General features: G+C 69.8%; 19 protein-coding genes and 1 pseudogene. 13 read left to right on the forward strand and 7 right to left on the reverse strand.

From position 1 onward, the window contains the following. Positions 1 to 59 precede the first annotated feature (59 nt). Entirely contained in the window at positions 60 to 1,583 is a 1,524-nt protein-coding gene (locus tag ACH35V_RS35985; protein ID WP_395979339.1) for a class I adenylate-forming enzyme family protein, read from the reverse strand. Positions 1,584 to 1,683: 100 nt separating this feature from the next. On the opposite strand from ACH35V_RS35985, the gene ACH35V_RS35990 reads away from it, so the two are divergent. Further along, positions 1,684 to 2,373, forward strand: coding sequence for a sulfotransferase family protein (locus ACH35V_RS35990; protein ID WP_395979340.1), 690 nt, complete (start codon positions 1,684 to 1,686; stop codon positions 2,371 to 2,373). A gap of 13 nt (positions 2,374 to 2,386) precedes the next feature. Here ACH35V_RS35990 and ACH35V_RS35995 read toward each other — a convergent pair whose 3' ends face one another. Both ACH35V_RS35995 and ACH35V_RS36000 read right to left on the reverse strand, forming a co-directional pair. Further along, positions 2,387 to 3,838, reverse strand: coding sequence for an APC family permease (locus ACH35V_RS35995; protein WP_395979341.1), 1,452 nt, complete (start codon positions 3,836 to 3,838; stop codon positions 2,387 to 2,389). A 100-nt stretch (positions 3,839 to 3,938) separates the two neighbouring features. Then, positions 3,939 to 5,045, reverse strand: a complete 1,107-nt coding sequence (locus ACH35V_RS36000) for an ABC transporter substrate-binding protein (RefSeq protein WP_395979342.1) — start codon at positions 5,043 to 5,045, stop codon at positions 3,939 to 3,941. A gap of 51 nt (positions 5,046 to 5,096) precedes the next feature. Between ACH35V_RS36000 and ACH35V_RS36005 the strand changes: the two genes are divergently transcribed. From ACH35V_RS36005 to ACH35V_RS36020, 4 genes and pseudogenes are all read left to right on the forward strand, one after another. Then, complete coding sequence (locus ACH35V_RS36005; protein ID WP_395979343.1) at positions 5,097 to 5,555, forward strand: MarR family winged helix-turn-helix transcriptional regulator; 459 nt, start codon at positions 5,097 to 5,099, stop codon at positions 5,553 to 5,555. A 999-nt stretch (positions 5,556 to 6,554) separates the two neighbouring features. Continuing rightward, positions 6,555 to 6,878, forward strand: a pseudogene (locus ACH35V_RS36010) (DUF6531 domain-containing protein); the annotation flags it as partial. A gap of 93 nt (positions 6,879 to 6,971) precedes the next feature. After that, positions 6,972 to 10,193, forward strand: coding sequence for an RHS repeat-associated core domain-containing protein (locus ACH35V_RS36015; protein WP_395979385.1), 3,222 nt, complete (start codon positions 6,972 to 6,974; stop codon positions 10,191 to 10,193). 56 nt (positions 10,194 to 10,249) lie between these two features. Next, the gene (locus ACH35V_RS36020) at positions 10,250 to 10,603 is read left to right on the forward strand and encodes a hypothetical protein (RefSeq protein WP_395979344.1); all 354 of its coding nucleotides are present in this window, start codon (positions 10,250 to 10,252) and stop codon (positions 10,601 to 10,603) included. An 86-nt stretch (positions 10,604 to 10,689) separates the two neighbouring features. Here ACH35V_RS36020 and ACH35V_RS36025 read toward each other — a convergent pair whose 3' ends face one another. Next, positions 10,690 to 10,941, reverse strand: coding sequence for a DUF397 domain-containing protein (locus ACH35V_RS36025; RefSeq protein ID WP_395979345.1), 252 nt, complete (start codon positions 10,939 to 10,941; stop codon positions 10,690 to 10,692). Continuing rightward, on the reverse strand, positions 10,938 to 11,801 hold the full coding sequence (locus ACH35V_RS36030) for a helix-turn-helix domain-containing protein (protein ID WP_395979346.1): 864 nt from the start codon (positions 11,799 to 11,801) through the stop codon (positions 10,938 to 10,940). The genes ACH35V_RS36025 and ACH35V_RS36030 overlap by 4 nt, the downstream gene beginning before the upstream one ends. 220 nt (positions 11,802 to 12,021) lie before the next feature. On the opposite strand from ACH35V_RS36030, the gene ACH35V_RS36035 reads away from it, so the two are divergent. Further along, positions 12,022 to 12,285 carry a hypothetical protein gene (locus ACH35V_RS36035; RefSeq protein ID WP_395979347.1) on the forward strand — a complete coding sequence of 88 codons (264 nt, stop codon included), beginning with the start codon at positions 12,022 to 12,024 and terminating at the stop codon, positions 12,283 to 12,285. Here the strand turns inward: ACH35V_RS36035 and ACH35V_RS36040 are convergent. Both ACH35V_RS36040 and moeZ read right to left on the reverse strand, forming a co-directional pair. Continuing rightward, positions 12,282 to 12,677 (reverse strand): nuclear transport factor 2 family protein, encoded by a 396-nt coding sequence (locus ACH35V_RS36040; RefSeq protein WP_395979348.1) that lies wholly within the window; start codon positions 12,675 to 12,677, stop codon positions 12,282 to 12,284. The genes ACH35V_RS36035 and ACH35V_RS36040 overlap by 4 nt on opposite strands. A 64-nt stretch (positions 12,678 to 12,741) precedes the next feature. Continuing rightward, positions 12,742 to 13,923, reverse strand: a complete 1,182-nt coding sequence (gene moeZ / locus ACH35V_RS36045; RefSeq protein ID WP_395979349.1) for an adenylyltransferase/sulfurtransferase MoeZ — start codon at positions 13,921 to 13,923, stop codon at positions 12,742 to 12,744. Between the two features lie 384 nt (positions 13,924 to 14,307). On the opposite strand from moeZ, the gene ACH35V_RS36050 reads away from it, so the two are divergent. The 7 genes from ACH35V_RS36050 to ACH35V_RS36080 all read left to right on the forward strand — a co-directional run bounded on the left by ACH35V_RS36050 (position 14,308) and on the right by ACH35V_RS36080 (position 25,224). Then, complete coding sequence (locus ACH35V_RS36050; RefSeq protein ID WP_395979350.1) at positions 14,308 to 15,078, forward strand: hypothetical protein; 771 nt, start codon at positions 14,308 to 14,310, stop codon at positions 15,076 to 15,078. A gap of 11 nt (positions 15,079 to 15,089) precedes the next feature. Then, positions 15,090 to 16,733, forward strand: a complete 1,644-nt coding sequence (locus ACH35V_RS36055) for a S8 family peptidase (protein WP_395979351.1) — start codon at positions 15,090 to 15,092, stop codon at positions 16,731 to 16,733. 18 nt (positions 16,734 to 16,751) lie between these two features. Further along, the gene (locus ACH35V_RS36060; RefSeq protein WP_395979352.1) at positions 16,752 to 17,066 is read left to right on the forward strand and encodes an MGMT family protein; all 315 of its coding nucleotides are present in this window, start codon (positions 16,752 to 16,754) and stop codon (positions 17,064 to 17,066) included. A 173-nt stretch (positions 17,067 to 17,239) separates the two neighbouring features. Continuing rightward, positions 17,240 to 20,353 carry an ATP-dependent helicase gene (locus ACH35V_RS36065; RefSeq protein ID WP_395979353.1) on the forward strand — a complete coding sequence of 1,038 codons (3,114 nt, stop codon included), beginning with the start codon at positions 17,240 to 17,242 and terminating at the stop codon, positions 20,351 to 20,353. Between the two features lie 128 nt (positions 20,354 to 20,481). Next, positions 20,482 to 23,997 (forward strand): ATP-dependent helicase, encoded by a 3,516-nt coding sequence (locus tag ACH35V_RS36070; RefSeq protein ID WP_395979354.1) that lies wholly within the window; start codon positions 20,482 to 20,484, stop codon positions 23,995 to 23,997. Positions 23,998 to 24,076: 79 nt separating this feature from the next. Continuing rightward, the gene (locus ACH35V_RS36075; RefSeq protein WP_395979355.1) at positions 24,077 to 24,856 is read left to right on the forward strand and encodes a class I SAM-dependent methyltransferase; all 780 of its coding nucleotides are present in this window, start codon (positions 24,077 to 24,079) and stop codon (positions 24,854 to 24,856) included. Positions 24,857 to 24,915: 59 nt separating this feature from the next. Then, entirely contained in the window at positions 24,916 to 25,224 is a 309-nt protein-coding gene (locus tag ACH35V_RS36080) for a hypothetical protein (RefSeq protein WP_395979356.1), read from the forward strand. Positions 25,225 to 25,240: the final 16 nt, after the last annotated feature.

The raw sequence follows: 25,240 nt of genomic DNA on the forward strand, positions 1-25,240 counted from the left end.
ACCCAAGTGAAGGCGGCGAATCTCAGAGGTTGATCAGAAACGCTCGTGGACGATGGCCCTCAGTGCTCGTGGACGATGGCTCTGAGTGCTCGCTTGTCGGGCTTGCCGCTCGCGTCGGCGGGCACGGCGGCCACGACCGTGATCGTCTGCGGGACGCTGTCCTCGCCGAGCTCGTCCTGGACGAGCGCGGCCATCTCCTTCAACGCGATGCCGTCCGGAGATGGTTCTGACGTCGGGATGATGAAGGCGTGGACGGCCTCGCCGGTGCGCTCGTCCGGGGCCCCGACCACGTACGCCTCGGCGACGTCCGGATGCCCGGCCAGCACGCGCTCGATCGGGCCCGCGTACACCACCATCGCGTTGACCATCACGGCTTCGCGGGTGCGTCCGTCGAGGTGGAGGTGGCCGTCCGCGTCGAGATGGCCGAGGTCGCGGGTGCGGACCCAGCCGTCGCGTAGCGTGTCGCGGTTCTCGTCTGGGTCGTTCCAATAGCGCGTCATCATGTACGGGCTGCGGACGTGGATCTCAGCCGTCCGCCCCTGGGCGATCTCCTCGCCGTCGTCGTCCCGGACGCTGATCTCGACACCCGGGTGCGGACGTCCGACCGACGCCAGGCGGCCCGCGGCGATGTCGGCGGGCGTCAGCATCGAGACCGAGCCCGCCTCCGTCTGCCCGTACCCGTTGTAGACGACCGGTCCGAGCCGCTCCACCGCCTCCGCCAGCCGGTGCGGGCCGAGCGGCGACCCAGACACCATCAGCGCGCGGAGGCTGCTCACGTCGCCGCCGTCCTTCCGCAGGACGTCGAGCATCTGCCCCAGGCGCGGGACGGTCACGATCGACCCGGTGATCCCGTAGCGCTCGATCGCGTACGGGAACGGCGGGCGGCCGTCGTCCTCGGGGATCACGGCGGTGCCGCCGCCCAGCAGGCACGGCGCGACGAACTCGAACACGACCATGCTGGCCAGCGTCCCGAACAGCATGTACCGCTCGAACGCCGCGGCGAACCCGGCGGCGACGGGGCCCCAGACGCGCGGCTGCCACGCCCAGTGCTCGCTCAACGCCCGGTAGGTGACCGCGCAGCCTTTGGGACGTCCGGTGCTGCCGCTGGTGAACGCCAGCAGGGCCACGTCGTCGGGACGGGCCGTGATGTCGAGCGTCGCGGTATCCGGGCCGTCCAGGAGGTTGCGCGCCCCGTAGCCCGTCCCGCCGAGCGACAGGATGGGCATCGGACCGGCGGCTTCCAGGAGAACGGGCGACGCGGTCTCCGGATCGACGAGGAGGGCCTCGACGTCCATTCCGAGCACGTGCGCGAGCTGCCCGGCGGCGTACCCCGGCCGGACGCCGACGACGCGGCAGCCGACCACGTGCGCGGCGATGTGCGCGGCGAACGCCTCCGGCGAGACGGACGTGCGGACCGCGAGTCCGTCGCCCGGACCGAGCCCCGCGTCCTTCAAACCGGTCGCCAGCATGCCGATGAGCTGCAGCAACTCGCCCCGGGAGACGACCCGTCCGGCATGCTCGAACGCCGCCGTGCCCGGCGACTCGCGCAGCGCGTCAAGAAGGGACCCCGGAAAAAGACTCATTGCCCGACTCCTCGATTACGCCCACAATGCGGTTCGTCCATCGCAAATGTAGGCGGCGAGGATCAGAGGCCGATCAGAAGAACGTTCGGATGGAGACGCTATGAAGGTGATCGGCGCGGGTTTCGGCAGGACGGGCACCGCCTCCCTGAAGGCGGCCCTGGAACGGCTCGACTTCGGCCCCTGCTACCACATGTCGGCCGTCATCGCGGAGCCGCGCCGCGTCCGGCAATGGCTCGACATCGGCGAGGGGCAGGCGGCTGACTGGGACGACGTGTTCGCCGGATACCGGTCGGCGCTGGACTGGCCCGCCTCGTCCTACTGGCGGGAACTCGCCGACCACTATCCGGACGCGAAGGTGGTCCTGACCGTCCGCGATCCGGAGCGGTGGTACGACAGCGTCGCGTCCACGATCTTCGCCCGCGCCCTGGCGGAACGGCGTCGGCTGCCGCTGCGGCGGAGGATCGTCCGGTGGCTGGTCAGGCGGCGGTCGCCGGACTTCGCGCTCTATCCCCGCATGGCCCGTGCGACGGTCATGGACCGGGTGTTCGGCGGGCGCATCGACGACCGCGACCACGTCCTCGACGTCTTCGACCGGCACATCGCCGAGGTCAAGGCCGCGATCCCGGACGGGCGGCTGCTGGTCTTCGACGTCGCGGAGGGCTGGGAGCCGCTGTGCGCGTTCCTCGGCGTCCCCGTCCCGGACGAGCCGTTCCCGCAGTCGAACGAGCGCGCCGCCTGGCACCGCAAACGCCCCCGCCGCCTGGCACGCCTCATCCTCCGCGGCCGCTGACCGCGTCGCGGGGTCAGCCTTCCTTACCCCCGTCATCGTCCTTGACCTTGTCGCCGTCGCCCGCGATGCCCGCCAGCGTCGGACGGCGGTGCATCGCCAGGAGCACGATCAGCACGACGACGCCGATGCCGAGCCAGATGAACCCGAGCTCCTGCGCGGCGACGTCCGCGTTGTAGACGACGTAGCCGAGGAAGCAGAAGCCGACCACCGGCACGATCAGATGGGCCCACCAGTTCCGGCTTCTCGACCGCACCACGTAATGGACGACGACCGACACGTGCAGCGTCAGGAATGCCGTCATCGCGCCGAAGTTGACCAGCGAGCTGAGGAGCGTGATGCCGTCGTCCCGCTGCTCCATGTAGAGCCCGAGGGCCAGCGAGATGACGGCGACCAGCAGCGTGGCGTTCACCGGCACCTGCCGCTTGGCGTCCACCTTGGCGAGGAAGCCGGGCAACTGCCGGTCCCGCGCCATGGCGTACAGCAGCCGGGACGTCGCGGCCTGCGCGACCAGCGAGTTGGCGAAGCCCCACGCGATCGCGGTGGCCGCGGCGGTGAGCTTGGCGAGCCAGACCCCGCCCGCGACGTCGGCGGCGTCGTAGAACGAGGTGCCCTCGGGATCGCCCTCCGAGATCAGCTTGCCGGGGTCCTCCACCAGCAGCGACGCCACCCAGGTCTGGACGATGAACAGCACGCCGACCAGCAGCAGCGCGGCCACCATCGACCGTCCGATGGCGCGGGCGGACTCGCGGTTCTCCTCCGCCAGCGTCGAAATGCCGTCGAACCCGAGAAAACTCAGGACCGCGATCGACACGGCCCCGAACACCAGGCTCCACGAGAACGTCTCGTCGTTGAAGATCGGCGTGAAGCTGCCGCCGTCGTGCCCCTTGCCCTGGGCCAGCGCCACGACGCCCACCACCAGGAAGATCGCCAGGACGATCAGCTCGGCGACCAGCATGATGCGGGTGATCCGCGCGGTCATCTCGATGCCGAAGAAGTTGACGGCCGTGTTGAGGACGACGAAGCCGACGAGCCAGAGCCACACCGGGACGTCCGGCACGAGCGAGTTCATCGCCACGCCCGCGATCAGGTACAGCAGCGCCGGCACGAGCACGTAGTCGAGGAAGATCATCCACCCGGCGAGGAAACCGACCGGCTGGGTGATGCCGCGTCCGGCATAGGTGTAGACGGACCCGGCCATCGGGAACGCCCGCGCCATCTGCCAGTACGACGCCGCGGTGAACAGCATGACCAGCATCCCGACCGCGTACGCGAGCGCGACCATGCCGCCCGAGCCCTGGAAGACGCTGCCGAAGATCCCGAACGGGGCGATCGGCACCATGAAGACCAGGCCGTAGACCACCAGGTCCTTGAACCCGAGCGACCGCCGCAGCTCCTGCTTGTAGCCGTAGCGCTCGATGCTCTCAGGACCTTCTCGGCCTTCTGGCCGCGCTTCCTCGACGGTCACGGTGTCCTCCTTCGCCGCGAGGAGTGCCGGGAACCCCGCGGATCCAGCGCGCAGCCTAGAATCATTCTTTTCAAATGAAAAGCTTTTACGCCAAAAGACCTCAGAGCCGGGTGATCACGGTCAGGTCGAGGCCGTCCGCCCTGGCCAGATAGCCGCCCGTCCGCGGCGGCCCCAGCGGCGCGCACGCCCAGCCCTGCAAATCCTCGGCACCCGCAAGGAGCCGCTCGGACGCCGCGCCGGCCCGCCGCGCGCTCAGCACACCACCGATGGCGAGCGCCACCAGCAGATGGACGCCGTCGTAACACCCCTCCGCGTAGGCGTCGAGCACGGGACCATTCGGCCCGAAAACCGCCCGATGCCGCTCCGCCAGCGCGATCCGCCGCTCGTCCCCCTGCCCGGCGAACGACCGCATCGCCGAATACAGCTCCCCGGTGTCGTCCCCACCCCCGGCCAGCAGCACGTTCTCCTCCAGCGCCCCCGACAGCCGCACCACCCGCCCCGCAAGCCGCGACGCGGAAAACACCCGGTTGAAAACAGCGAGATCCCGCCCGACCAAACTCAGCAGCACGGCCTCGGCGCCCGTCTGCCGCAGCTCCTCCACAACCCGCTCAAAGCCCGCCTCCGCGTCCGTCCACGGGAACGGCACAAGCCGCTCGTAAACCACGTCCGCACCCAGCGCCCGAACCACCCGCGAGGCCGCCCGATGCACCGACCGCGGCCAGATGTAGTCGTTCCCCACCAACGCCCACCGCCGCAGCCTCAGCCGCTCACTCAACCACCGCACCGCCGGACCGATCTGCCGCGCCGGCTCGTCCCCGAGCAGCACCACACCCTCTCTCCGCAACCCCCCTTCATGCGGAGGCGTGAATACATAGGGAACCCGCCCGCCCAACGCAACATCCAGCACCTGATGCACATCACTCGTGTGAAACCCGACGAAGGCGTCCACCAGCCCCGCGTCCGCCAGCAGCCGCGCCTCCGCCGCCACCGTTTCCGGGGCGCGTCCGGCGTCCACCGGCACCAGCTCGACCCCGAGCCCGGCCGCGTTGACCTCGGACGCCGCCAGCCACGCGGCACTCAGCCCGGACGGCCCGGTCAGCCCAAGCGGCCCGGACAACGGCAGCAGCAACCCCAACCGCAGCACCGAGGCGTCCGGCCCGGAGACCAACAGCTCCGCGCTGTCCCGCAGTACCACCGAACCGTCCATGACCTGGCAAGTATGCTCTCGGCAGGGCGGCCGGGCGAGGGAGGGCAAAGCGTGGCCGAGCGACACGACACGGCTCTGGACCGGACGGCGAACACCGAACTCGTCGACCTCCTCACCCGCACCCAACGCGCCCTGGCCCGCGACCTGAGCGCCTTCCTCGACGAGGAGAACACGTCCGTCGAGCAATGGCGCGTCCTGCGCACCCTGGCCCGAGCCGACGACATCTCAATGGGCGAACTAGCGGTCATAGTCGAAATCCCGCACCCCACCCTGACCCGAATCGTCGACTCCTTGGCCGACTCGGCCTACCTTTACCGCTCCCAGTCGTCCCGCGATCGCCGCCGAGTCTCCGTCCACGTCTCAGACCTGGGCCGCACCAAACTGGCCCGCCTGGAATCCCTGGCCCGCACCCACGAACAAACTCTCACCACCAAACACGGCCAGGACACGATCCAAGCCCTGACCACCCTCCTGACGCACCTCGCGAACACCCCACGCCTGATCTCCTGAAGCCCGCCCCAGCCTCCCGACCGCACAATTCCGCTCACCACCGGCGGCAGCCACCCGGATCTTTCAGAGACCTCCTCGCTCAAGGCAAGCTCTGCCGGCGCTCGTATCCGCCCTCGTCCTCCTGATCTCCCTTGCCGCCGTTCGGCGAACGCCGAGACGTCCGGCGGATCCCACTTCCGTGGACGGCTCGCGGATCTGATCCTGCTGGAACAGAGCGCGCACTCGGGCAGCGAGTCGACCGGCAAGGTGCGGCTGGAAAGGCCGGCCTGGAGCGCTTTGTTCTCTGGTACCGTCGCCGCCGTGAGTACCGCAGGGCGAATTCGGGAGCTACTCGCCCCGTTGGGCAACGATGAGCATCAGTATCTTCGGGTTCGGGTCGGGAGTGATCCCGACCTGTCTCCCGCCGAACTCCTGTATCCCGTGATATTTGACCCGTCATTCGACCGAGGTCCTTTTCGAAATGCTGAACCGACACGGCCGGGCACTGTCGAAGAGTTGGCCGGAGCGCTGTTTCCGTTGACGTGAGCGCTGTGCGACGGAGACGGCCTTTGGTGCAGATTGCGGGCCATGGACGCCAGAAACCGCCGTCCGGTTCTTGAGAACGTCATCCGCTGTCTGCAGCCCAAGGCTCGGTGGTGGAGCAATGTGGGGTATTTGCGAGGGCTTCACATCGAGCCCGGTCACCGGGCACATGCTTGACTGTGCCGTGATCGGCATTGGCCGCCGCGCAACGGTGACCTTCCTCGCCTACGGCAATTCCTGACGTCCGAAACCCTTATTTTGAAATGTCCCTTTGGGTTTCGGTCTGAAGGTGATGTTAGCATCTGATCATCCCCGCGATATCTGGCTGCCATTTAACCTCACCTGCGCTGATGCGTTTATTGGGGGTTGTTGTGTCGGTAACTCGTCGGACGGCTGTTGCCCGTGGGTAGGCGCGGAGGTCCCGGTGGACGGCGAGGCGGTAGGGGCGGCGGGGCGGCCCGTGGTGTTTTCGGGAGGATGGCCGGAGACCTCTTCCGGCTCCCCAAGGGGCGTGGACGTGGTGGCGGGGGAGGCCCGAGGCCGAACGGCCGTGGCCCTGGCGGCCGAGGGCGTCCCCGTGACGGTGGCCGCCGGAACGGAAACCCGCAGTCGCAGGCGCGTCCCACCGAGTCGACTCCCAAGGGCGGCGACCCGATCAGCATCGTCACCGGGGACGTGCTGCTGTCCCAGGTGGACGTGTCCCTACCGGGCGTCCTCCCGCTGCTTCTGGAGCGGACGCACATCTCCTCGTACCGGGTGGGCGGCGGGTTCGGCCCGTCCTGGGGCTCCACCCTCGACCAGGCCCTCGAACTCGACAGCGAGGGCGTGCATTTCCTCGGCGCGGACGCGACCGTCCGCACATATCCGCAATACCTGCTGCCGAACGTCGCGTTCATGCCGAGCGCCGGGCCACGCCATCCATTGACCCTCACCTCCGACGGCGGTTACGTCCTCGCCGACCCGTATTCGGGACGCACACTGCATTTCCCGCCGCCGGGTGAGGAGACGGGCTGGTCGCGGCTGCCGCTGACGGCCATCACCGACCGGAACGGCAACCGCATCGACCTGGTGTACGAGGACCAGATCCTGACCGAGGTGCGCCATTCGGGCGGCTACCGAATTCTGGTCGACACCGCCCCGACCGATACCAGCGACCGCCGCATCACCGCGCTGCGCACCCCGGACGGGACGGTCCTGGTCCGGTTCGGCTACGACGACGCTGGTGACTTGACCGAGGTCTACGACTCCTCGAACGTTCCACAGCGCTTCAGCTATGACGACGAACACCGGCTTACCGATTGGGTGGACCGTAACGGGCACTGGTATCGCTACACCTACGACGAGCAGGGCCGCGCTTTCCGCGGGGAGGGCTCCGAGGGCCGCCTGAACGCGACGTTCAACTTCGACCGCGACAACCACCGCACCCTGGTCACCGACGCCCTGGGCCACACCACCACACATCGGTACAACGAGCTCGACCAGATCGTCGAGGAAACCGATCCGCTCGGCAACGTCACCCGCTCCGAATGGGACGAGTACGACCGCCTCCTCTCGCGCACCGATCCGCTCGGGCACACCACCCGCTTCACCTACGACGATCGCGGCAACCTCACCGGCATCGCCTACCCTGACGGCGCCTCCAGCACGACCGAGTTCAACGAGCTGAACGCGCCCGTCCGCCGGGTCCGGCCGGACGGGTCTCAATGGCACTGGCGGTATGACGAGCGCGGCAATGTCACCGCCGAGACCGACCCCGCCGGGGCGGTCACGGCCTTCACCTACGACGAGCGCGGCGGCCTCCTGTCGGTCACCGACGCGCTCGCCCACACCACCCGGGCCGAGCTCAACGACGCCGGACTGCCGATCACGATCACCGATCCGACCGGCGCCGCCTCCCACCGCACCTACGACGCGCTCGGCCGGCTGACCGCCTACACCGACCCGACCGGCGCGCGCACCACGCTCACCTGGACCGTCGAAGGACGGCCCGCGTCGATTACGCGACCGGACGGGACGACCGAGCGGTGGCGCTACGACGGTGAAGGCAACATGGCCGAGCACATCGACCCGAACGGGCAGACCACCCGCACGGAGTACGGACCCCTGGACGTGCCTTCCGTGTTGACACGTCCAGACGGATCGTCCCTGGCCTTCACCCACGACGCCGAGTGTCGGCTCGCCGCCGTCACCAATGACGTTGGCCTGTCCTGGACCTACACCTACGACGAGGCCGGGCGGTTGACCAGCGAGACCGACTTCAACGGCCGCACCGTCACCTACGGTCGCGATGCCGCCGGACGCCTGGTCGCTCGCACCAACGGCGCGGGCCAGACGGTCACCTACACGCGCGATCCATTCGACAACGTCCTCGAAAAGAACAAGGGCGACCAGGTCACCGCCTACACCTACGACTCGATGGGCCACCTCGTCCACGCCGCTGCCCCGGACGTCGACCTTCGGCTATACCGCGACCCGGTCGGCCGCATCACTGCCGAGACCGTCAACGGGACCACCACCGCCTACGCCCGCGACCCTCTGGGTCGCGTCCTCACACGCCGCACTCCGTCGGGTGCCGAGGCCGCCTGGGCCTACGCCCCCACCGGCCTTCCCACCCGGCTCACCACCGGGGGCCACACCCTCACCTTCTCCCACGATCCCGCCGGACGCGAGACAGGCCGCCGCATCGGCGCAACCACCGCTCTGTCTCAGGAGTGGGACGCCAACGGCCGTCTCACCGCCCAAACCCTCTGGGGCGCTCCCACGCCCGACACAGACCAGGCCCGGCTGCTGCAGCATCGCACCTACGCCTACCGTCCCGACGGCAACCTCACCGGCCTGACCGACCGGCTCTCCGGCGACCGCGACTTTACGCTCGACCCCCTTGGTCGCATCACCGCTGTCACAGCCCAAGGCTGGACGGAGCGCTACGCCTACGACGCCGCGGGCAATCTCACCCGTGCCGACCACTCGGCAGCCGACGACCGGAGCGATCCCAGGGTCCGCGAATACAGGGGCACCCTCATCCGCCGCGCCGGACGCACTCGCTACGAACACGACGCCCAGGGTCGTGTCATCCTGCGCGAGCGCGTCACTCTCTCCGGCCAACGCCGCGTCTGGCGATTCCATTGGGACGCCGACGACCGCCTCACCACCGCTCAAACCCCTGGCGGCTCTCACTGGCGCTACCACTACGACCCCCTCGGCCGCCGCATCGCCAAACACCAGTACGCCCCCGACGGCACCACCCTCCTGCAGACCTACACCTACGCCTGGGACGGCACCCGCCTAGCCGAACAAACCCACCACATCCACACCCAAGACCACGTCCCCCGCATCACCACCTGGACTTACCAGCCCGACACCCACACGCCCCTCACACAAACCGGACGCCAACCCGCCGCCACCGCGCCCCAAGAGTGGATCGATCAGCAGTTCCACGCCATCATCACCGACCTGGTCGGCACACCCACCGAACTCATCGACCCGACCGGCGCTGTCATCTCCACCGCCCTGACCATCTGGGGCGCGAGCAATCCGGACCGTCCACCGCCCTGCCCCCTGCGCCTGCCGGGCCAGTACCACGACGCCGAAACCGGCCTTCACTACAACTATCACCGCTACTACGATCCGGTGGCGGCCGGATACACCGCCCCAGACCCCCTGGGCGTGGAGCCCCAACCGAACCCCCACGCGTACGTTTCCAACCCCACCACCTGGCTTGACCCCCTTGGTCTCACTCCCCAGAACTACAGTGGCAGCCAGTCGACGAGCAGTCAGTCGACCGGTCCCAGCGATGATGACGTCTTCGTCCGAAGAGGGACTAGTTGGGAGAGCACGGGGAGACTTTCCAGTCAAGCTCAAGCTGCCGGAGACCATCCGAGCGGCAGGTTTCCACATGGCGTGTCGGTCACTACACCCGAGTCAAACGCCAGATTGTCCAGAAACCCGGAAGACGCGGTGACGGCGACACGCGGACAGATCAAGGCGGCAGGGTTCGACGTGGTCCATACTCCTACGAGGAATGACCCCAATCATCATACGTTGGTCCTACCGAAGCCTGTGACCTCAGACGCGGCGCGGTCGTTCAACCAGCTATTTGGACGCAGCAGAAGATGACTAGACGAGCCCAGACTCTGGCCAGTACGCGGGAGGATGAGATTTCCCTCCGCGCGATGGTGATATTCGAATGGTATGACCATGCCCGAGAGGGGGTCGTCGCACTTTCTCACCCCCCTTCCGAGTGGCACTTCCGAGTCATCGGTTCCAGGGAGAATACCGACGGATCCGATGACCTTCTCTACCTTCTCTCCAGTATTCCGGACGGTATGGTCGATCGCATTCGAATGGCGCTCGGAGGTGAGCGGACGCCGGAGATCTTCATTCCTGACGGCACGTACGAAACTGAAGCCGCACGCGCCGAGGGCGATCGGCTCGTCAACGAAGCCCTCGAACACTTTGGGCGTGACGCCGCGATAGTGCACACGAATGATCTGAGATACTATCGCGCCGTATGGTCGTACGTATGAGCACGAGGCTTTCAGGCGTGCAATAATCAGGTTCACGGATCTGCCGATGCCGCGCCTGCGGCCCTGGGCAGAGGCGTCCATGGCGCCTACTTGGCGAAGAAGTCGAATTCGTTGTTGCGGACGCCTGCTAGGAAAGCTTCCCATTCAGCGCGGGTGTAGACGATGGCTTCGGCGTCGGGGCGGCGGCTGTGGCGGACGGCCACGCGGTCGGTGCCGTCTGTGAGGGGGCCTGCTTCTACGCAGTTGCCGCCGCCGTTGTCGCTGAAAGTGCTGATGCGCCAGGCGACGCGTTCCCGGTCGGACGGGCTCAGGGCCTCGCGCGCCTTTCTCTTGCTCATTGCAACTCCTCCGCCAGAGACGAGATCAACCGAGTCGACTCGTCTGGGTCGATCGTCAGTGCCTGTAGTCGATCGTATGTCTCGACCAGGCGGGTGCAATTGGGGGATTCGATGTAGACGCTGCCCTGCGGTGTTTCGGCGTGGGCGATGAGCGGGAACGGGTCGGGCATCGTGAAGATCTTGAAGGCGCCGGTCGGACTGGGGTGGACTCCTGCACTGAAGGGCAGGACTCTGACCTCGATGTTCGGCCGGGCCGCACAGTCGAGCACGTGTCGCAGTTGGGCGGCGAAGATGGCCGGGCCGCCGACCGGGCGACGTAGGACCGCCTCGTCCAGGATCACCGTCAGGTGGGGTGGTTCGGGCTGTGCGAGGACCGCCTTCCGGGTCATCCGCACCTCCAGCATCCGGCGGACGTACTCAGGTGTGCCGTCCCAGGAAGCGGTGGTTATCGCTGTCCGGCCGTAGTCCTCGGTTTGGAGCAGCCCGGGCATCAAGACGTTGTCGAACATCTGGATGGCGTCGGCGCGCGACTCCAGCCAGATGTAGTCGCTGAACCAGTCCGCCAAGTCGGGGGCGTAGCCGTCCCACCAGCCCTTCTGCCACACCTCTTCGCTCAGCTTGAGCAGGGTGTAGCGGCGGTGCTCGTCGGAGACTCCGTAGAGGTCCAGCAGCTTGAGCAATTCGGGGTGGCGAACCGGATAGACACCGGTCTCGTAACGGCTCACGGTGCCGGGGTCACGTTCCAGGTACTCGGCGACATCCTTGACTAGAAGGCCGTTTGCCTCACGTAGCTGCCGCAGCTGTTGGCCCAACCATTGGGCGCGCAGCGTTACCCAGCGCGGTGCGGCCATCGTGATCATCCTCCACAACTTGTGTCCTCGCCACATCTTGTGGAACCAGGCGAGGCGTGTGAGTATACCGATGGTGTCAGTAATCTCGCAGAGAGTAGCGGGAGAAATGGGGCAGTTCGGGCGACCGCGAGGTTGTGGAGCTGTCACACCAGCAGCAGAGAAGGGCCGGGACGGTGCGATGCTTGGCGGCTGCGTCCGTCCCGGCCGTCGCTCGGAGAGGAGCACCCGGATGGATGACGTCCACGAATCCGAACTAATGCCTGTCTACCACGCGGCGAGAGAGGGGACGAGCGAGGTGCCGCGGCTGTTCATGCTGGTTCGGGAGGACCTTGACGAGGACGACGAGGTCGTCCGGGAGGTCGTGGCGTACGGGATCGCGTTGCCGGGTGGGGCGGCGGCGACCGTCGCGGCGCGGGGCAGCGGGTTCGGTCGGTGGATCAGTCCGGAGAGCGCGTCGCGGAGGTTGTGTTCGGAGCTTGTCTGGGTGTCCTAGCGGAGGGCGAAGACCTCGGTCAGGGCTTCGGGGTCGTAGCCGTCTACGTGGAACCAGGCTTCGGCGATCTTGCTGGCCGTGATGCGGTAGATCGCGATTTCGTTGCCTGAGACGCGGGTTTCGCCGCGTCGGGCCGACCAGCGGATTTTCGCTACTACGTGCTCGTGGGTGGTTAGGAAGCCTGTGGGTTCTAGGGCGAAGGTTCCGTTGGTTACGCGCTGGAGGTCGTCCAGCAACGTGATTACGGTTTCGCGGCCCTGGTGGGTGCCTGAGTAGTCCTCGTCGCCTGGTTCGTGCCAGCGGACGTCGGGGGCGAGCAGTTCGCGGAGAGTTTGGGTATCGCCGTTGCTGCGGGCTGTGTAGAACGAGCGGATTACGTCCTCGTCGGCCATGTCGTCCCGTCGGGTGTGCGAAGGCCCCGAACCCGGTGGTGGTGGGTTCGGGGCCTCGGTTGGCTTAGTAGGTGGGTTGGGACGGGTCTATCTGGTTGACCCAGGCCAGGACGCCGCCGCCTACGTGGACGGCGTCCGAGAAGCCCGCGTTCTTGACCACGGCCAGGGCCTCGGCGGAGCGGGCGCCCGACTTGCAGTGCAGGACGATCTTCTTGTCCTGCGGGAGGCGCTCCAAGGCCGAGCCGTTCAGGAACTCGCCCTTCGGGATGAGGGTCGCGCCGGGGATCGAGACGATCTCGTACTCGTTGGGCTCGCGGACGTCCACCAGGAAGATGTCGTCGTCCCGGTCCTGCATGGCCTTGAGGTCGAGGACGGTGATCGTGGAGTCCTGCGCGGCCTCGGCGGCCTCGTCGGAGACGGCGCCGCAGAACGCCTCGTAGTCTTCGAGGAGCTCGGTCTGGGTGGGGTTCTTGCCGCACAGGGGGCATTCCGGGTCCTTGCGGACCTTGACCGAGCGGTACGACATCTCCAGGGCGTCGTAGATCATCAGGCGGCCGACGAGGGGCTCGCCGATGCCGGCGAGGAGCTTGATGGCCTCGTTCACCTGGATGGAGCCGATCGACGCGCAAAGGACGCCCAGGACGCCGCCCTCGGCGCAGGACGGGACCATGCCGGGCGGCGGGGGCTCCGGGTAGAGGCAGCGGTAGCACGGGCCGTGCTCGGCCCAGAACACGGACGCCTGGCCGTCGAAGCGGTAGATCGAACCCCAGACGTACGGCTTGCCCAGGAGGACGGCGGCGTCGTTCACCATGTAGCGGGTCGCGAAGTTGTCGGTGCCGTCCACGATCAGGTCGTAGCCGGAGAAGATGTCCATGATGTTGTCGCGGTCGAGCGCGGTGTTGTGCACGACCACGTCGATCAGCGGGTTGATCTCACGGACGGTCTCGGCGGCCGACTCCACCTTCGGCTTGCCCAGCGACGACTGGCGGTGGATGATCTGCCGCTGCAGGTTGGACTCGTCCACGACGTCGAAGTCGATGACGCCGAGCGTCCCCACGCCGGCGGCGGCGAGGTAGAGGAGGGCGGGGGAGCCGAGGCCGCCCGCGCCCACGACCAGGACTTTGGCGTTCTTGAGGCGCTTCTGCCCGGACATGCCCACATCGGGGATGATCAGGTGCCGCGAGTAGCGGTTGACCTCGTCGCGGGTGAGCTCCGCTGCGGGCTCGACCAGAGGTGGCAACGACACGGTGGGTGCTCCTGTGCTGACGCGTGTTAGGGCGGGACGTCTTCGTCCTCTCACCGCACAACCTTGCCATGCGCTGGGTCATTCCCGGGCTTCCGGCGCCCTGGACGGTCTCCTCACTGCAATGTCAGGGCGGAATGTCGTGAAGCAACGATAATCTTGGCTGTTGTGGCGTTCCTGCCCCCCTCCCAGCAGCCGCACCCGCCGCGGCCCCCGCAGCAGCCCGGCATGCCCGCCGGCCGTCCGCCCGGCATGCCCGCCGGGCCCTCTGGCATGCCCCCTGGCGGGCGTCCCGGGCCACCCGGGCCGTACGGGCCTCCCGGGCCGTACGCTCCCGGGCCTCCCGGGATGTACGGTGCGCCCGGTCGTCCGCCCGGCATGCAACACATGGGTCCGCCGGGGCCGCCGCCGGTGACGGTGCTCGGCCTGCGCGGACGGCAGTGGATGATCGTCGCGCTCGTCGTCGCCTGCTGCTACCTGGTCACCACCGCCGTCTCGCTCACCGGCGCGTGGACGGCGCTCACCCGCGACCCCACCAGCGCCGAGCTGCAGCTGGCCGCGAACAAGGAGGTGGCGCGCCGGTGGCAGGCCTGGCCCGCGGGACGCATCTTCCCTGAGCAGGTCAGTTACCGCCCCCAGACGGGCCACAGCGAGTACGCGACACGGATGGGGATCGTCCCCGATGTCGCCTGCTCGCAGGCGGTCGACGAGGAGATCGCGAGGACGATCGGCAGGCATGGGTGCCGGGCCGTACTGCGCGCCACGTATGTCGATCAGTTGCAGGGCATCGTCGTCACCGTCGGCGTGGTGGCGTTCCCCGATCCGTGGACGGCCGACAAGGCGTACAAGGAGCTGCCCGGTTCGCAGCGGCTGGACGGGCGGGGCGCGGTGCGTCCGGCGTTGCACGCGGCGCCCTTCCCCGGGACGGCGTCCGCCCGGTTCAACGACGAGGCCCGGCAGGACCGGACCATCGATCGGGGCGGCCCGTACATCGTGCTGACGACGTCCGGCCAGACCGACGGGCGTCCCGCGGCGGCGATCAAGAAGGCCAGGCCCGGCGAGCCGTTCGCGCTCGCGCCGCAGGTCGGGCACGAGATCGCGCGGTCGCTGGCCGCCAAGTCCCTGCCGGACTGCGACGAACCCGAGTGGGAATGCTGACGGGAGCGCGGATGCCAGGGCGCCAGGCGGGCGGGATGCGGCGGACCCCGCCGGCCTCCGCGCGGCCGGAGCGGCCGGAGCGGCCGACGCCGACCGGGGCGCGGCGGAGGCGAGTGGCGGGGGCGGTGTTCGCGGCGGCGGTGGCCGGGACGTGGCTGATGCCCGTCCCCGCGCAGGCCGACGTCGTCCGCGACCGGCAGAAGCCCATCCTGAACATGCTCGGCATGGACGCCGCGTGGCGGATCACCAAGGGCAAGGGCGTGACCGTCGCGGTCGTCGACTCCGGCGTCGACCCGCGTCAGGCGGACCTCGCCGGCTCGGTCACCACCGGGCCCAACATGCTCGCCGAGATCGACGCCGGGACGAGGCCGGTGCGGCAGCACGGCACCGGGATGGCGTCGCTGATCGCGGGCCACGGCCACGGCGCCGGGGGCGGGTCGGGCATCATCGGGATCGCGCCGGAGTCCCGCATCCTCGCGATCCGGGCGATCGGCGAGCCGGAGGACAAGAGCTTCCGCCGCTACCGGACGTCCGAGCGGGCCGACGTCGCCGTGGCGCGCGGCATCCGCTACGCCGCCGACCACGGCGCCGACGTGATCAACCTCTCGCTCGGCAAGGACGAGGAGGTCCCGGACGAGCGCGCCGCCATCGGATACGCCATCCGCAAGGGCGTCGTCGTGGTGTCCGCGGTCGGGAACGACGGCGACGACCCGGGCGCCCTCGACGGTGAGGGATACGCGCCCTACTCCTACCCGGCGTCCTATCCGGGCGTCATCGCGGTCGCCGCGACGGAGCCCGGGCACGCCCGCGCGCCGTTCTCCAACCGCAACTACTCGGTGCTGCTGTCCGCGCCCGGCGTGGACGTGCCCGTCGCGTCCCCGGGCGGCCAGTACTTCTCCAGCGGCGGGACGAGCGACTCCAGCGCGCTCGTGTCCGGTATCGCCGCGCTGATCCGCGCCAAGCACCCGAAGATGGCGCCGTCGCTGGTCTCGCAGGCGCTGATCCAGAGCGCGCGGCACGCGCCGTCCGGCGGCTACAACGCCGACATCGGGTTCGGGGAGGTGCACGCGTCCCGTGCGCTGTCCGCGGCCGATGCGCTGGCCTCGTCCGCTCTGTCCGGCAAGTCCGCGGGCAAGTCGTCCGGGCAGCGCTTCGGGGAGGAGGACCCCGAGCCGGTGGAGGTCATCGAGCGGCCCGGCTGGGTCCAGCCGCTGATCATCGGGCTGGTGCTCGCCGGGATCGGCGGGACGGTCACGGCCGCCGCGATCGCGATCACGTTCCGCCGCCGCCATCCCCGGCTCGCCGGTGGTCCGCCGCTGGGCCCAGGCCCGGGCCCCGGCTCGGCGATGGGTTCGCCGATGGGTGCCGGTCCCCGCATGTTCTCGTCCCCTGGGCGGCCGCAGGGTGGCTCGCCGCATCCTCCGCCCTACGGCGGCGCGCCGGGCTCAGCGCCGTCATCCGGGCCGGGCGGTCCGCCGCCGCCCCGGCCGAATGGTCCACCGCCGCATGGGCGGAACGGGCCGCATGGGCAGAACGGGCCGCATGGGCCGAGCGGGCCCTCTGGGCCGTCCGAGCCGCCGCCGTGGGGGTCTGAGTCTCGGCCCGGGTCGTCGGGGCCGCCGCCTGGGTCGTTGCCGCCCCTGCCGCCTCCCTGAGACCGCGAGAATCGCCGGATGTGGTCTGAACCCGATGAGTACGCCGAGGCCGTCCTGGACGCGGTGGAGCGGATCCCGCCCGGTCGCGTCCTCGCCTACGGCGATGTCGCCGAGCTGGTCGGACGGGGCGGGCCCCGGCAGGTCGGACGCGTGATGTCCCTGTACGGGGGCGCCGTGCCGTGGTGGCGGGTGATCCGCGCGGACGGCAGCCCGCCGAGCGGCCACGAGATCGAGGCGCACGAGCAGTACCGGGCCGAGGGCACGCCGCTGCGCCCGGACGGCCGCCGCGTCGACATGTCCCGCGCCCGCTGGATGGGGCCGGAGCCGTCCTGACCCGTCCTGACCGGTCCTGACGCGTCCGCCGCCTCGCGCCGCGCGGTGTTTCTTGGGCGACATGCGTGCGTTGTGGTCAGAACCGCCCCGGTGATCTGTTCCAATGAACTGTTGTGCCGTCTGCTTCCTACCGTCTCGTGCGCCGCGCGGGTCCCGCGCGGAGCGTCCCGCCCGTGCTCGACGAGCAGCAGCGGCGGGTGGTGGAGCATGCCGGCGGGCCGATGCTCGTGCTGGCGGGGCCGGGCACCGGGAAGACGACCACGATCGTCGAGGCCGTCGTCGACCGCATCGAGAACCGCGGCGTGGACCCGGAGCGCGTCCTCGTCCTGACGTTCAGCCGCAAGGCGGCGGGGGAGCTGCGGCAGCGGATCACCGGCCGCTTGCACCGGACGACGCGCACGCCCCTGGCGCTCACCTTCCACAGCTACGCCTACGCGCTGCTCCGCCGGGACGCCGTCCTGGACGAAGAGCAAGCGCCTCGCCTGCTGTCTGGGCCGGAGCAGCTTCTGGAAGTGCGGCGGTTCCTGGAGGGCGAACTGGCGGACGGCGCCCGTGGCTGGCCGGAACGACTGCGGGCCGCTCTGGCTACGCGTGGGTTCGCCGAAGAATTGCGTGACTTCACCTTGCGCGCGGTCGAGCGGGATGTCTTCGGCGAAGACCTCGTTGCGCTCGGACGTATGCGCGGACGTGATGACTGGCCTGCAATAGGCGAATTCATGGAGCGGTATGCGGATCGGTTCGCGCTCGATCCCGTCCCGACGTACGACTACGGCGAGCTGATTCACGTGGCCGCACGCATGCTCGCGGACGAAGAAGTACGGATCCGGGAGCAGGACGCCTACGACATCGTGTTCGTGGACGAATATCAGGACACCGACCCTGCGCAGGAAGCCCTCCTGCATTACCTCGCCGGTGACGGCCGTGATCTCATCGTCGTCGGTGACCCGGATCAGTCCATTTACGGGTTCCGTGGTGCCGACGTGCGCGGCATCCAAGAGTTCCCGAACCGATTCCAGACATTGGACGGCGAGCCCGCGTCGGTCGTGGCGCTTCAGACGTGCCGCCGGATGGGGCCCGAGATTCTGGCGGCGTCGCGGCGGATCGCCCGGCGCCTGCCCGCCGGGTCGGCGGGGGCGGCCGAGCATCGCGCGCTGCGTCCCGTGGAGGAGCTGGAAGACGGCGAGGTGCGCGCCGTGATCGCCGACTCCGAGAGCCAGGAGTCGGCGCTCGTCGCGGACGAACTGCGCCGCGCACATCTCCTGGACGGCATTCCCTGGTCGCGTATGGCGGTGCTCGTGCGCAGCGCCGTAAGGCAGGTCCCAGTGCTGCGACGGGCTCTCGCCCAGGCCGGAGTGCCCGTGGTGGTGGCGGGAGACGAAGTTCCCCTCATCAGTGAGCCCGCCGTTCGTCCATTCCTCGTTCTGCTAAGGGCGGCGTTGAAGAAAGGCTTCCTGGACGAGGTCGTTGCAGAAGACCTGCTGACGGGCCCGCTAGGCGGCGCCGACGCGTTGGCCATGCGTCGGTTGAAGAGGGCGTTGCGCGACCTGGAGGAATTGTCGGGAGGGCAGCGTCCCCTAGGGGAGCTTCTGGTCGCGGCGGTGAACGACCCGCGCGAAGTTGTGCTCGTCCACGAAAGGGTGCGAGCGCCTGCCGAACGGGTCGCGCACCTCATCGATGTAGCGCGACGCAGCGTCCACGACGGCGGCAGTGCCGAGGACGTGCTGTGGGCCGTCTGGCAGGAGAGCGGGCAAGCGGACGTGCTGCTGGAGCAGAGCGTCAAGGGCGGGACGCGCGGAGCGGCAGCCGACCGTGACCTCGACGCCGTCGTCGCCCTGTTCGACCATGCGGCACGATTTGTCGACCGGCTTCCCCAGGCGGGGCCTGAATTGTTCGTCGACAACATCGCATCCCAGGAAATCGCCGGTGACACTCTGGCCGAACAGGCGCCGGAGGGCGAAGCCGTCCGGATCCTTACTGCGCACCGCTCCAAGGGACTGGAATGGGACGTGGTCGTAGTAGCCGGCGTCCAGGAGGGTGTCTGGCCGGACGTACGCCTCCGTGGCTCACTGCTCGGTATTGAAGAGCTGGTCGAGCACGCCGCAGGGGCCGAGCCAGAAGGCGACGCTGCGGCCGGTGCGTCCATGGCGGCCAAAATGCTGGACGAGGAACGCCGACTGTTCTACGTGGCCGTCACCCGAGCCCGGAAACGGCTCGTCGTCACGGCCGTGGGTGGGGACGACACCGAGGAACGGCCGTCACGCTTCCTGAACGAACTCCTCCCAGGCGCCATCGAGCAATCGCAACTGGACGAGAAGACTCGGTGGCTTTCGCTGTCCGCGCTGGTCGCAGACCTCCGTTCCGTGGTCGCGGACCCGTCCCGTCCGGAACCGCTGCGGCGCGCCGCCGCCGGACACCTGGCGCGCCTAGCGCGCGCGGGCGTGCGCGGTGCGAAACCCGAGAACTGGTACGCCATCACCGCCCTGTCTGACTCCGGGCCCGCGTTCGCCGAGGACGAGCCCATCACGATCTCCCCGTCCCAGGTCGAGGCGTTCACGACGTGCGGGCTGCGCTGGCTGCTCGCATCCGCGGTGGGCGCGCAGGAAGGCGGGCCGAACGAATACAGCACCATGGGCAAGGTCATCCATGCGGTCGCCGAACTGGCGGGCGCGGACGACGGCGTCAGCGAGGTCCACGTCGCCGAACGCCTGGACGAGATCTGGAACGACCTCGAATTCCGCAGCTCCTGGTACTCCGAGAAGCAGCGCGAGCAGGCCGGCCGGATGGTCGACAAGTTCCTCACGTGGCACCGCGACAACCCCAACGAGGTCGTCGCGCTGGAGGAGTCGTTCAAGGTCGACCTCGGCCGCGTCGTCATCAAGGGCCGCATCGACCGCGCCGAACGCGACGAGGACGGCCGCGCCGTCATCATCGACATCAAGACGTCCTCGACCGCCGTCCCCAAGGACGACCTGGCGCGCCACCCGCAGCTCGGCGTCTACCAGTACGCGGTGATGCTCGGCGCGTTCGAGCGGCACGGGCTGATCGAGCCCGGCGGTGCCAAGCTCGTCCAGGTCGGCAAGGCCGCGTTCACCGCCAAGGCGCGCGAGCAGGAGCAGCCGCCGCCGTCCGAGGACGACGACCCCGAATGGCCCAAGAAGCTCGTCGAGATCGTCGCGACCGGAATGGCCGGCGAGGTCTTCCAAGCGAGGGCCAACGACAAGTGTCGGACGTGCCCCGTACGCTCCTGCTGCCCGGTCCACGACGAAGGCGGCCAGGTCGGCGACTAGCCACGGGCCCGATCGGCGACTAGCCACGGCCAGGTCGGCGACTAGCGGCGGCGGGTTCTGTACGCTCCTGCTGATCCGTCCGCCTTGACGAGGGCGGGCACGTTGACGCACAGCTCGGGGGGAGTGGGGTGATCACGCCGGGAGAGCTGGCCCGGCTGCTGGAGATCCCGGAGCCGACGGAGGAGCAGGCCCGGGTGATCGAGGCGCCGATGGCGCCCATGGCGGTGATCGCGGGCGCCGGGTCCGGCAAGAGCGAGACGATGGCCGCGCGCGTGGTGTGGCTGGTCGCGAACGGGTTCGTCCGGCCGGAGCGCGTGCTCGGCCTCACGTTCACGCGGAAGGCCGCCGCCGAGCTGGGTATCCGCGTCCGGAAACGGCTCGACAAGCTGCGCGAGGTGCTGCCCGGGGACGAGCTGGAACGGCTCGGCGGCGAAGCGCTGTTCGACGGCGAGCCGATGGTGTCGACGTACCACTCGTACGCCGCGCGGCTCTTCGGCGACCACGCCCTGCGCGAGGCGCTCGAACCGACGATGCGGCTGATCTCACCGGCCGTCGCCTGGCAGATCTGCTCGCGCGTCGTCGACGCCTACCACGGGCCTATGGACCGCATCGAATGGCAGCCCGACACCGTGACGAAGGCCGTCATGGAACTGGCCGGGGACCTGTCGGAGCATCTGCGGACGGCCGACGACGTCCGCAAGGTCGGGACATGGCTGGACGAACGGTTCGCCGTGGTGAAGAAGCCGCTCAAGGCGCAGCGCGACATCCTCGCCAAGCAGGCCGTCCGCGAGCAGCTCATGCCGCTGATCGAGGCGTACGGGCGCGCCAAGGCCGACCGCGAGGTCATCGACCACGGCGACCAGATGGCGCTGGCGGCGCGGATCGCCTACAAGCATCCCGAGGTCGGGATGATCGAGCGGTCGCGGTTCTCGGTCGTCCTGCTGGACGAGTACCAGGACACGTCGCAGGCGCAGCTCGTCCTGCTGAAGTCGCTGTTCACGGGCGGGCATCCGGTGACGGCGGTCGGCGACCCGTGCCAGTCCATTTACGGGTGGCGCGGCGCGAGCGCGGGGAACCTGCTGCGGTTCGCGTACGACTTTCCTTCGCAGGCCGGAATCGCCGGGGGACGTCCCGTGCCCGCGCCCGTCGTCCAGCTCAGCCGGTCGTTCCGGAACGGCGAGCAGATCCTGGACGCCGCCGCCAAGATCCAGGAGGAGCTGCGGGCGGAGACGAAATCCGTGCCGCGGCTCATCCCCGGTGCAGGTCGAGAGGGGCGCGGCCGCGTCGAATGCGCGCTGTTCGACACCGTCGAGGACGAGGCCGAACGCATCGCCGCCCGCATCGCCGGGCTCATGGCCGCCGACCCCGAAACGCCCCCGGACGGCGGCCCCCCGGCAGGCGGCGGCCCTCCGACAGGCGGCCCTCCGGCAGGCGGCGGCTCGCCCGCAGGCGGCCCTCCGGCGGGTGGCGGGCCGGAGAGTGCGCTGGAGTACGCCGACATCGCCGTCCTCGCGCGGAAGCGGTCGCAGTTCCCGCTGATCAGGCGGGCGCTGGAGGCGCGCGGCATCCCGGTCGAGGTCGTCGGGCTCGGCGGGCTCCTCACCGTCCCCGAGGTGCAGGACGTCGTCGCGACGATGCGGGTCATGCACGACCCGACGGCGGGCGCGTCCCTCGCGCGGCTGCTCACCGGCCCGCGCTGGCGCCTCGGCCCGCGCGACCTCGTCGCCCTCGGACGCCGCGCCCGCACCCTCGCCCAGGACTCCGCCCGCGACATCACACCGCCCGAAACCGCACAGCCACAGCAGACCCCGCCGGACGAGCCTCCGTCCGACACCGCCGAGACCGCCGACACCGGCGGCACCGCCGAGACCGGCGGCACCGCCGAGGCCGCCGAGGCCGCCGAGACCGGGGACGATCCGCTGCGGCAGCTCGTCAGCGAGCTGAACCAGGAGACCGGGAGCCTGGTCGACGCGCTCGACGACCTCGGCCCGCCGGACGCCTACTCGCCGGAAGGCCGCGCGCGGCTCCGCCGCCTCCGCGACGAGCTGCGCATGCTCCGCGGGCAGGTCGGCCTCCCGCTGCCCGACCTCGTCAGCGAGGTGGAACGCGCGCTCGGCCTCGACATCGAGGTCGCCGCCCGGTCCGGACTCGACCCCGTCACCGCCCGCGCCGACCTCGACGCCTTCATCGACGCGGCCGCCACGTTCGCCGGGGACGCCGAAGACCCGACGCTCGGCGCGTTCCTCGCCTACCTCAAGGCCGCCGAGACGGAGGAGTTCGGGCTGGAGGCCGGACGGGTTGGCGAGACCAACAGCGTGAAACTCCTCACCGTCCACGCGTCCAAGGGCCTGGAATGGCCGGTCGTCGTCGTTCCCGGCCTGTCGTCCGTCCCGCAGAAGAACGGCGCCCCGGCCAAGGGGTCGATCTTCCCGTCGCCGCCGCAGAACGCCACCCGCTGGACCGCGAACCCGCGCGTCCTGCCGTTCATGCTGCGCGGCGACCGCGCCGACCTGCCGCCGCTGAACGGGCTGGAGAAGGACGACCTCGCCGCCTTCGACGACGCCTGCGCCGAACGCGACCTGCGTGAGGAACGGCGGCTCGCCTACGTCGCGGTGACGCGCGCGTCCACCCTGCTCATCGCCACGGGCTACTGGTGGGGTGCGTCAGGACGCCCGCTGGGGCCGTCGCCGTTCCTGGAGGAGATCCGCGCGACCTGCATGGCAGGGGCCGGGTCCGTCGCCGTGTGGGCCGACCCGCCGGAGGAGGGCACGGCGAATCCGCTGCTCGCCGACCCCGACGAGGCGCAGTGGCCCATCGCGCTCGGTGACCGCGGCGGCTCCGACGCCACGTCCCGCGAACGGTACGAGGCCGTGGTCGAGGCCGCCCGCATGGTCGAGGACGAGATCGCCGGACGGACGCGGCACTGGGCCGGGCACGAGGGGCTGTCCGACGCCGACCGGGGCCGCATGACCGCGTGGGCGCGCGACGTCGAACTGCTGCTCGCCGAGCGCGACCGGGGACGCGGCGGCGACGGGCTCGTCGTCGAGTTGCCCGCGCACCTGTCGGTGTCGTCGCTGGTGTCGCTGGCCCGCGATCCGGCGGCGCTGGCCCGGCAGATCCGCCGCCCGATGCCGCGTCCGCCCGCCCCGTACGTGCGGCGCGGCACCGCGTTCCACGCCTGGCTGGAGAGCCGCTGGGGGCAGCAGCGCCTCCTCGACCCGGACGAGCTGCCCGGCGCGGCCGACGAGGGCGCCGCCGACGACGCGCAGCTCGCGCGGCTCCGCTCCCGGTTCGAGGAGTCGGAGTGGGCGTCGCGGGAGCCGCTCGACATCGAGGTGCCGTTCGAGACCGTCATCGGCGACCGGCTGATCCGCGGGCGCATGGACGCCGTCTTCCGGGCGGGCGGCGGCGGGTACGAGGTCGTCGACTGGAAGACCGGCTCGCCGCCGTCCGGGGACGAGGCACGGTTCGCGTCGGTGCAGCTCGCCGCGTACCGGATGGCGTGGGCGGAACTCGCCGGGGTGGACGTCGGCCAGGTCAGCGCGGCCTTCCACTACGTCAGCGCCAACGTCACCGTCCGACCGGCCGACCTACTGGACGCGGACGGGCTCGCCGCCCTGCTGGAGACCGTCCCAGCCGCCTGAGCCGCCGTTGTGTCACGCCGACCCCTGTTCACCGTGCGTGGTTTCGGGGATGATCCGGGCAACCATCCGAGGAGGCGACGTGACGGTGACGCATGACGACAAGGTCGTACGGGAGTTCTCCAAGCAGGCCGCGGGATTCGCCGACCCCTGGCTGAACACGGCGTTCACCCTCCATCTGGACCGGCTCGTCCGGTTCATGGAACCGGAACTCGACCTTGAGGACGTCGTGCTGGAGGTCGCCGCCGGAACCGGGATCGTGTCCCGCGCGATCGCCCGCCGCGTCCGCCATGTGACGGCCTTCGACCTCACCCCGGCCATGCTCGCCGAGGGCAAGCGCGGCGCCGACCACGCGGGCCTCACGAACGTCACCTTCACCCGCGGCGACGCCGCCGCGCTGCCCTACGTCGACCGGTCGTTCACGCTGGTCGTCACCCGCTTCTCGCTGCACCAGGTCGCCGACCCGGCGGCGGTCGTGGGGGAGATGGTCCGGGTGAGCCGGCCGGGCGCGGCGCTGATCATCGCCGATCTGGCCCGTCCGGACGGGCTGGACGGCGACCCCGACCGGATCGAGCGGCTCCGCGACCCGTCCCACGGCACGGTCCTCACGGAATCGCAGATCGCGGAGCTGGTCACGGCGGCGGGGGCCGAGGTGAAGCGCGCCGAGCGGTTCGATCACGTCCGCCCGCTCGATCCGTGGCTGGAGCTCTCGCAGACGCCCGACGACGCCGCCGCCCAGATCAGGCGGGAGCTGGAGGACGAGCTGGCGGGCGGCCCCGCGACCGGGATGCGCCCCAGCAAGCCGGACGGCGTCCTGCATTTCACGCACTCCTACCTCTTCCAGCAGTCGATCGCCGAATAGGTTTCGAGATTCGATCAAACGTTCGACGAATGTCACCGGTGTGGTCTAGGTTGTCGAACATGGGTTCTAAGAACGTGCGCTCCCTCGAACGCGAGCCGGCCGCGCTGGCGATGCGCATCGGCGTCGTCGCGGCCGAGGCCGCCCTCGCCACCTTCGCCCGCAACCTCGACGTGGACGACCTGGAGGACGGCGTCGACTTCCAGGGCGCCATCGGCCCCGCCGAATGGCCCGTGTTCTCCCTGGTCATCGACACCCTCGCCGAGGCGGCCCCGGGCGACCGCCGTCCCCTGGACGAACGCCGCGCCGACGCCCTCAATGACCTCGCCCGCATCTGCATGGCCGCCAAGACCCGCCCCGGCGCCGCCTGACGCGTGCGGGTTGTGC

This window comes from Actinomadura sp. 1N219 (genome assembly GCF_044326405.1).
Lineage (GTDB): Bacteria > Actinomycetota > Actinomycetes > Streptosporangiales > Streptosporangiaceae > Spirillospora.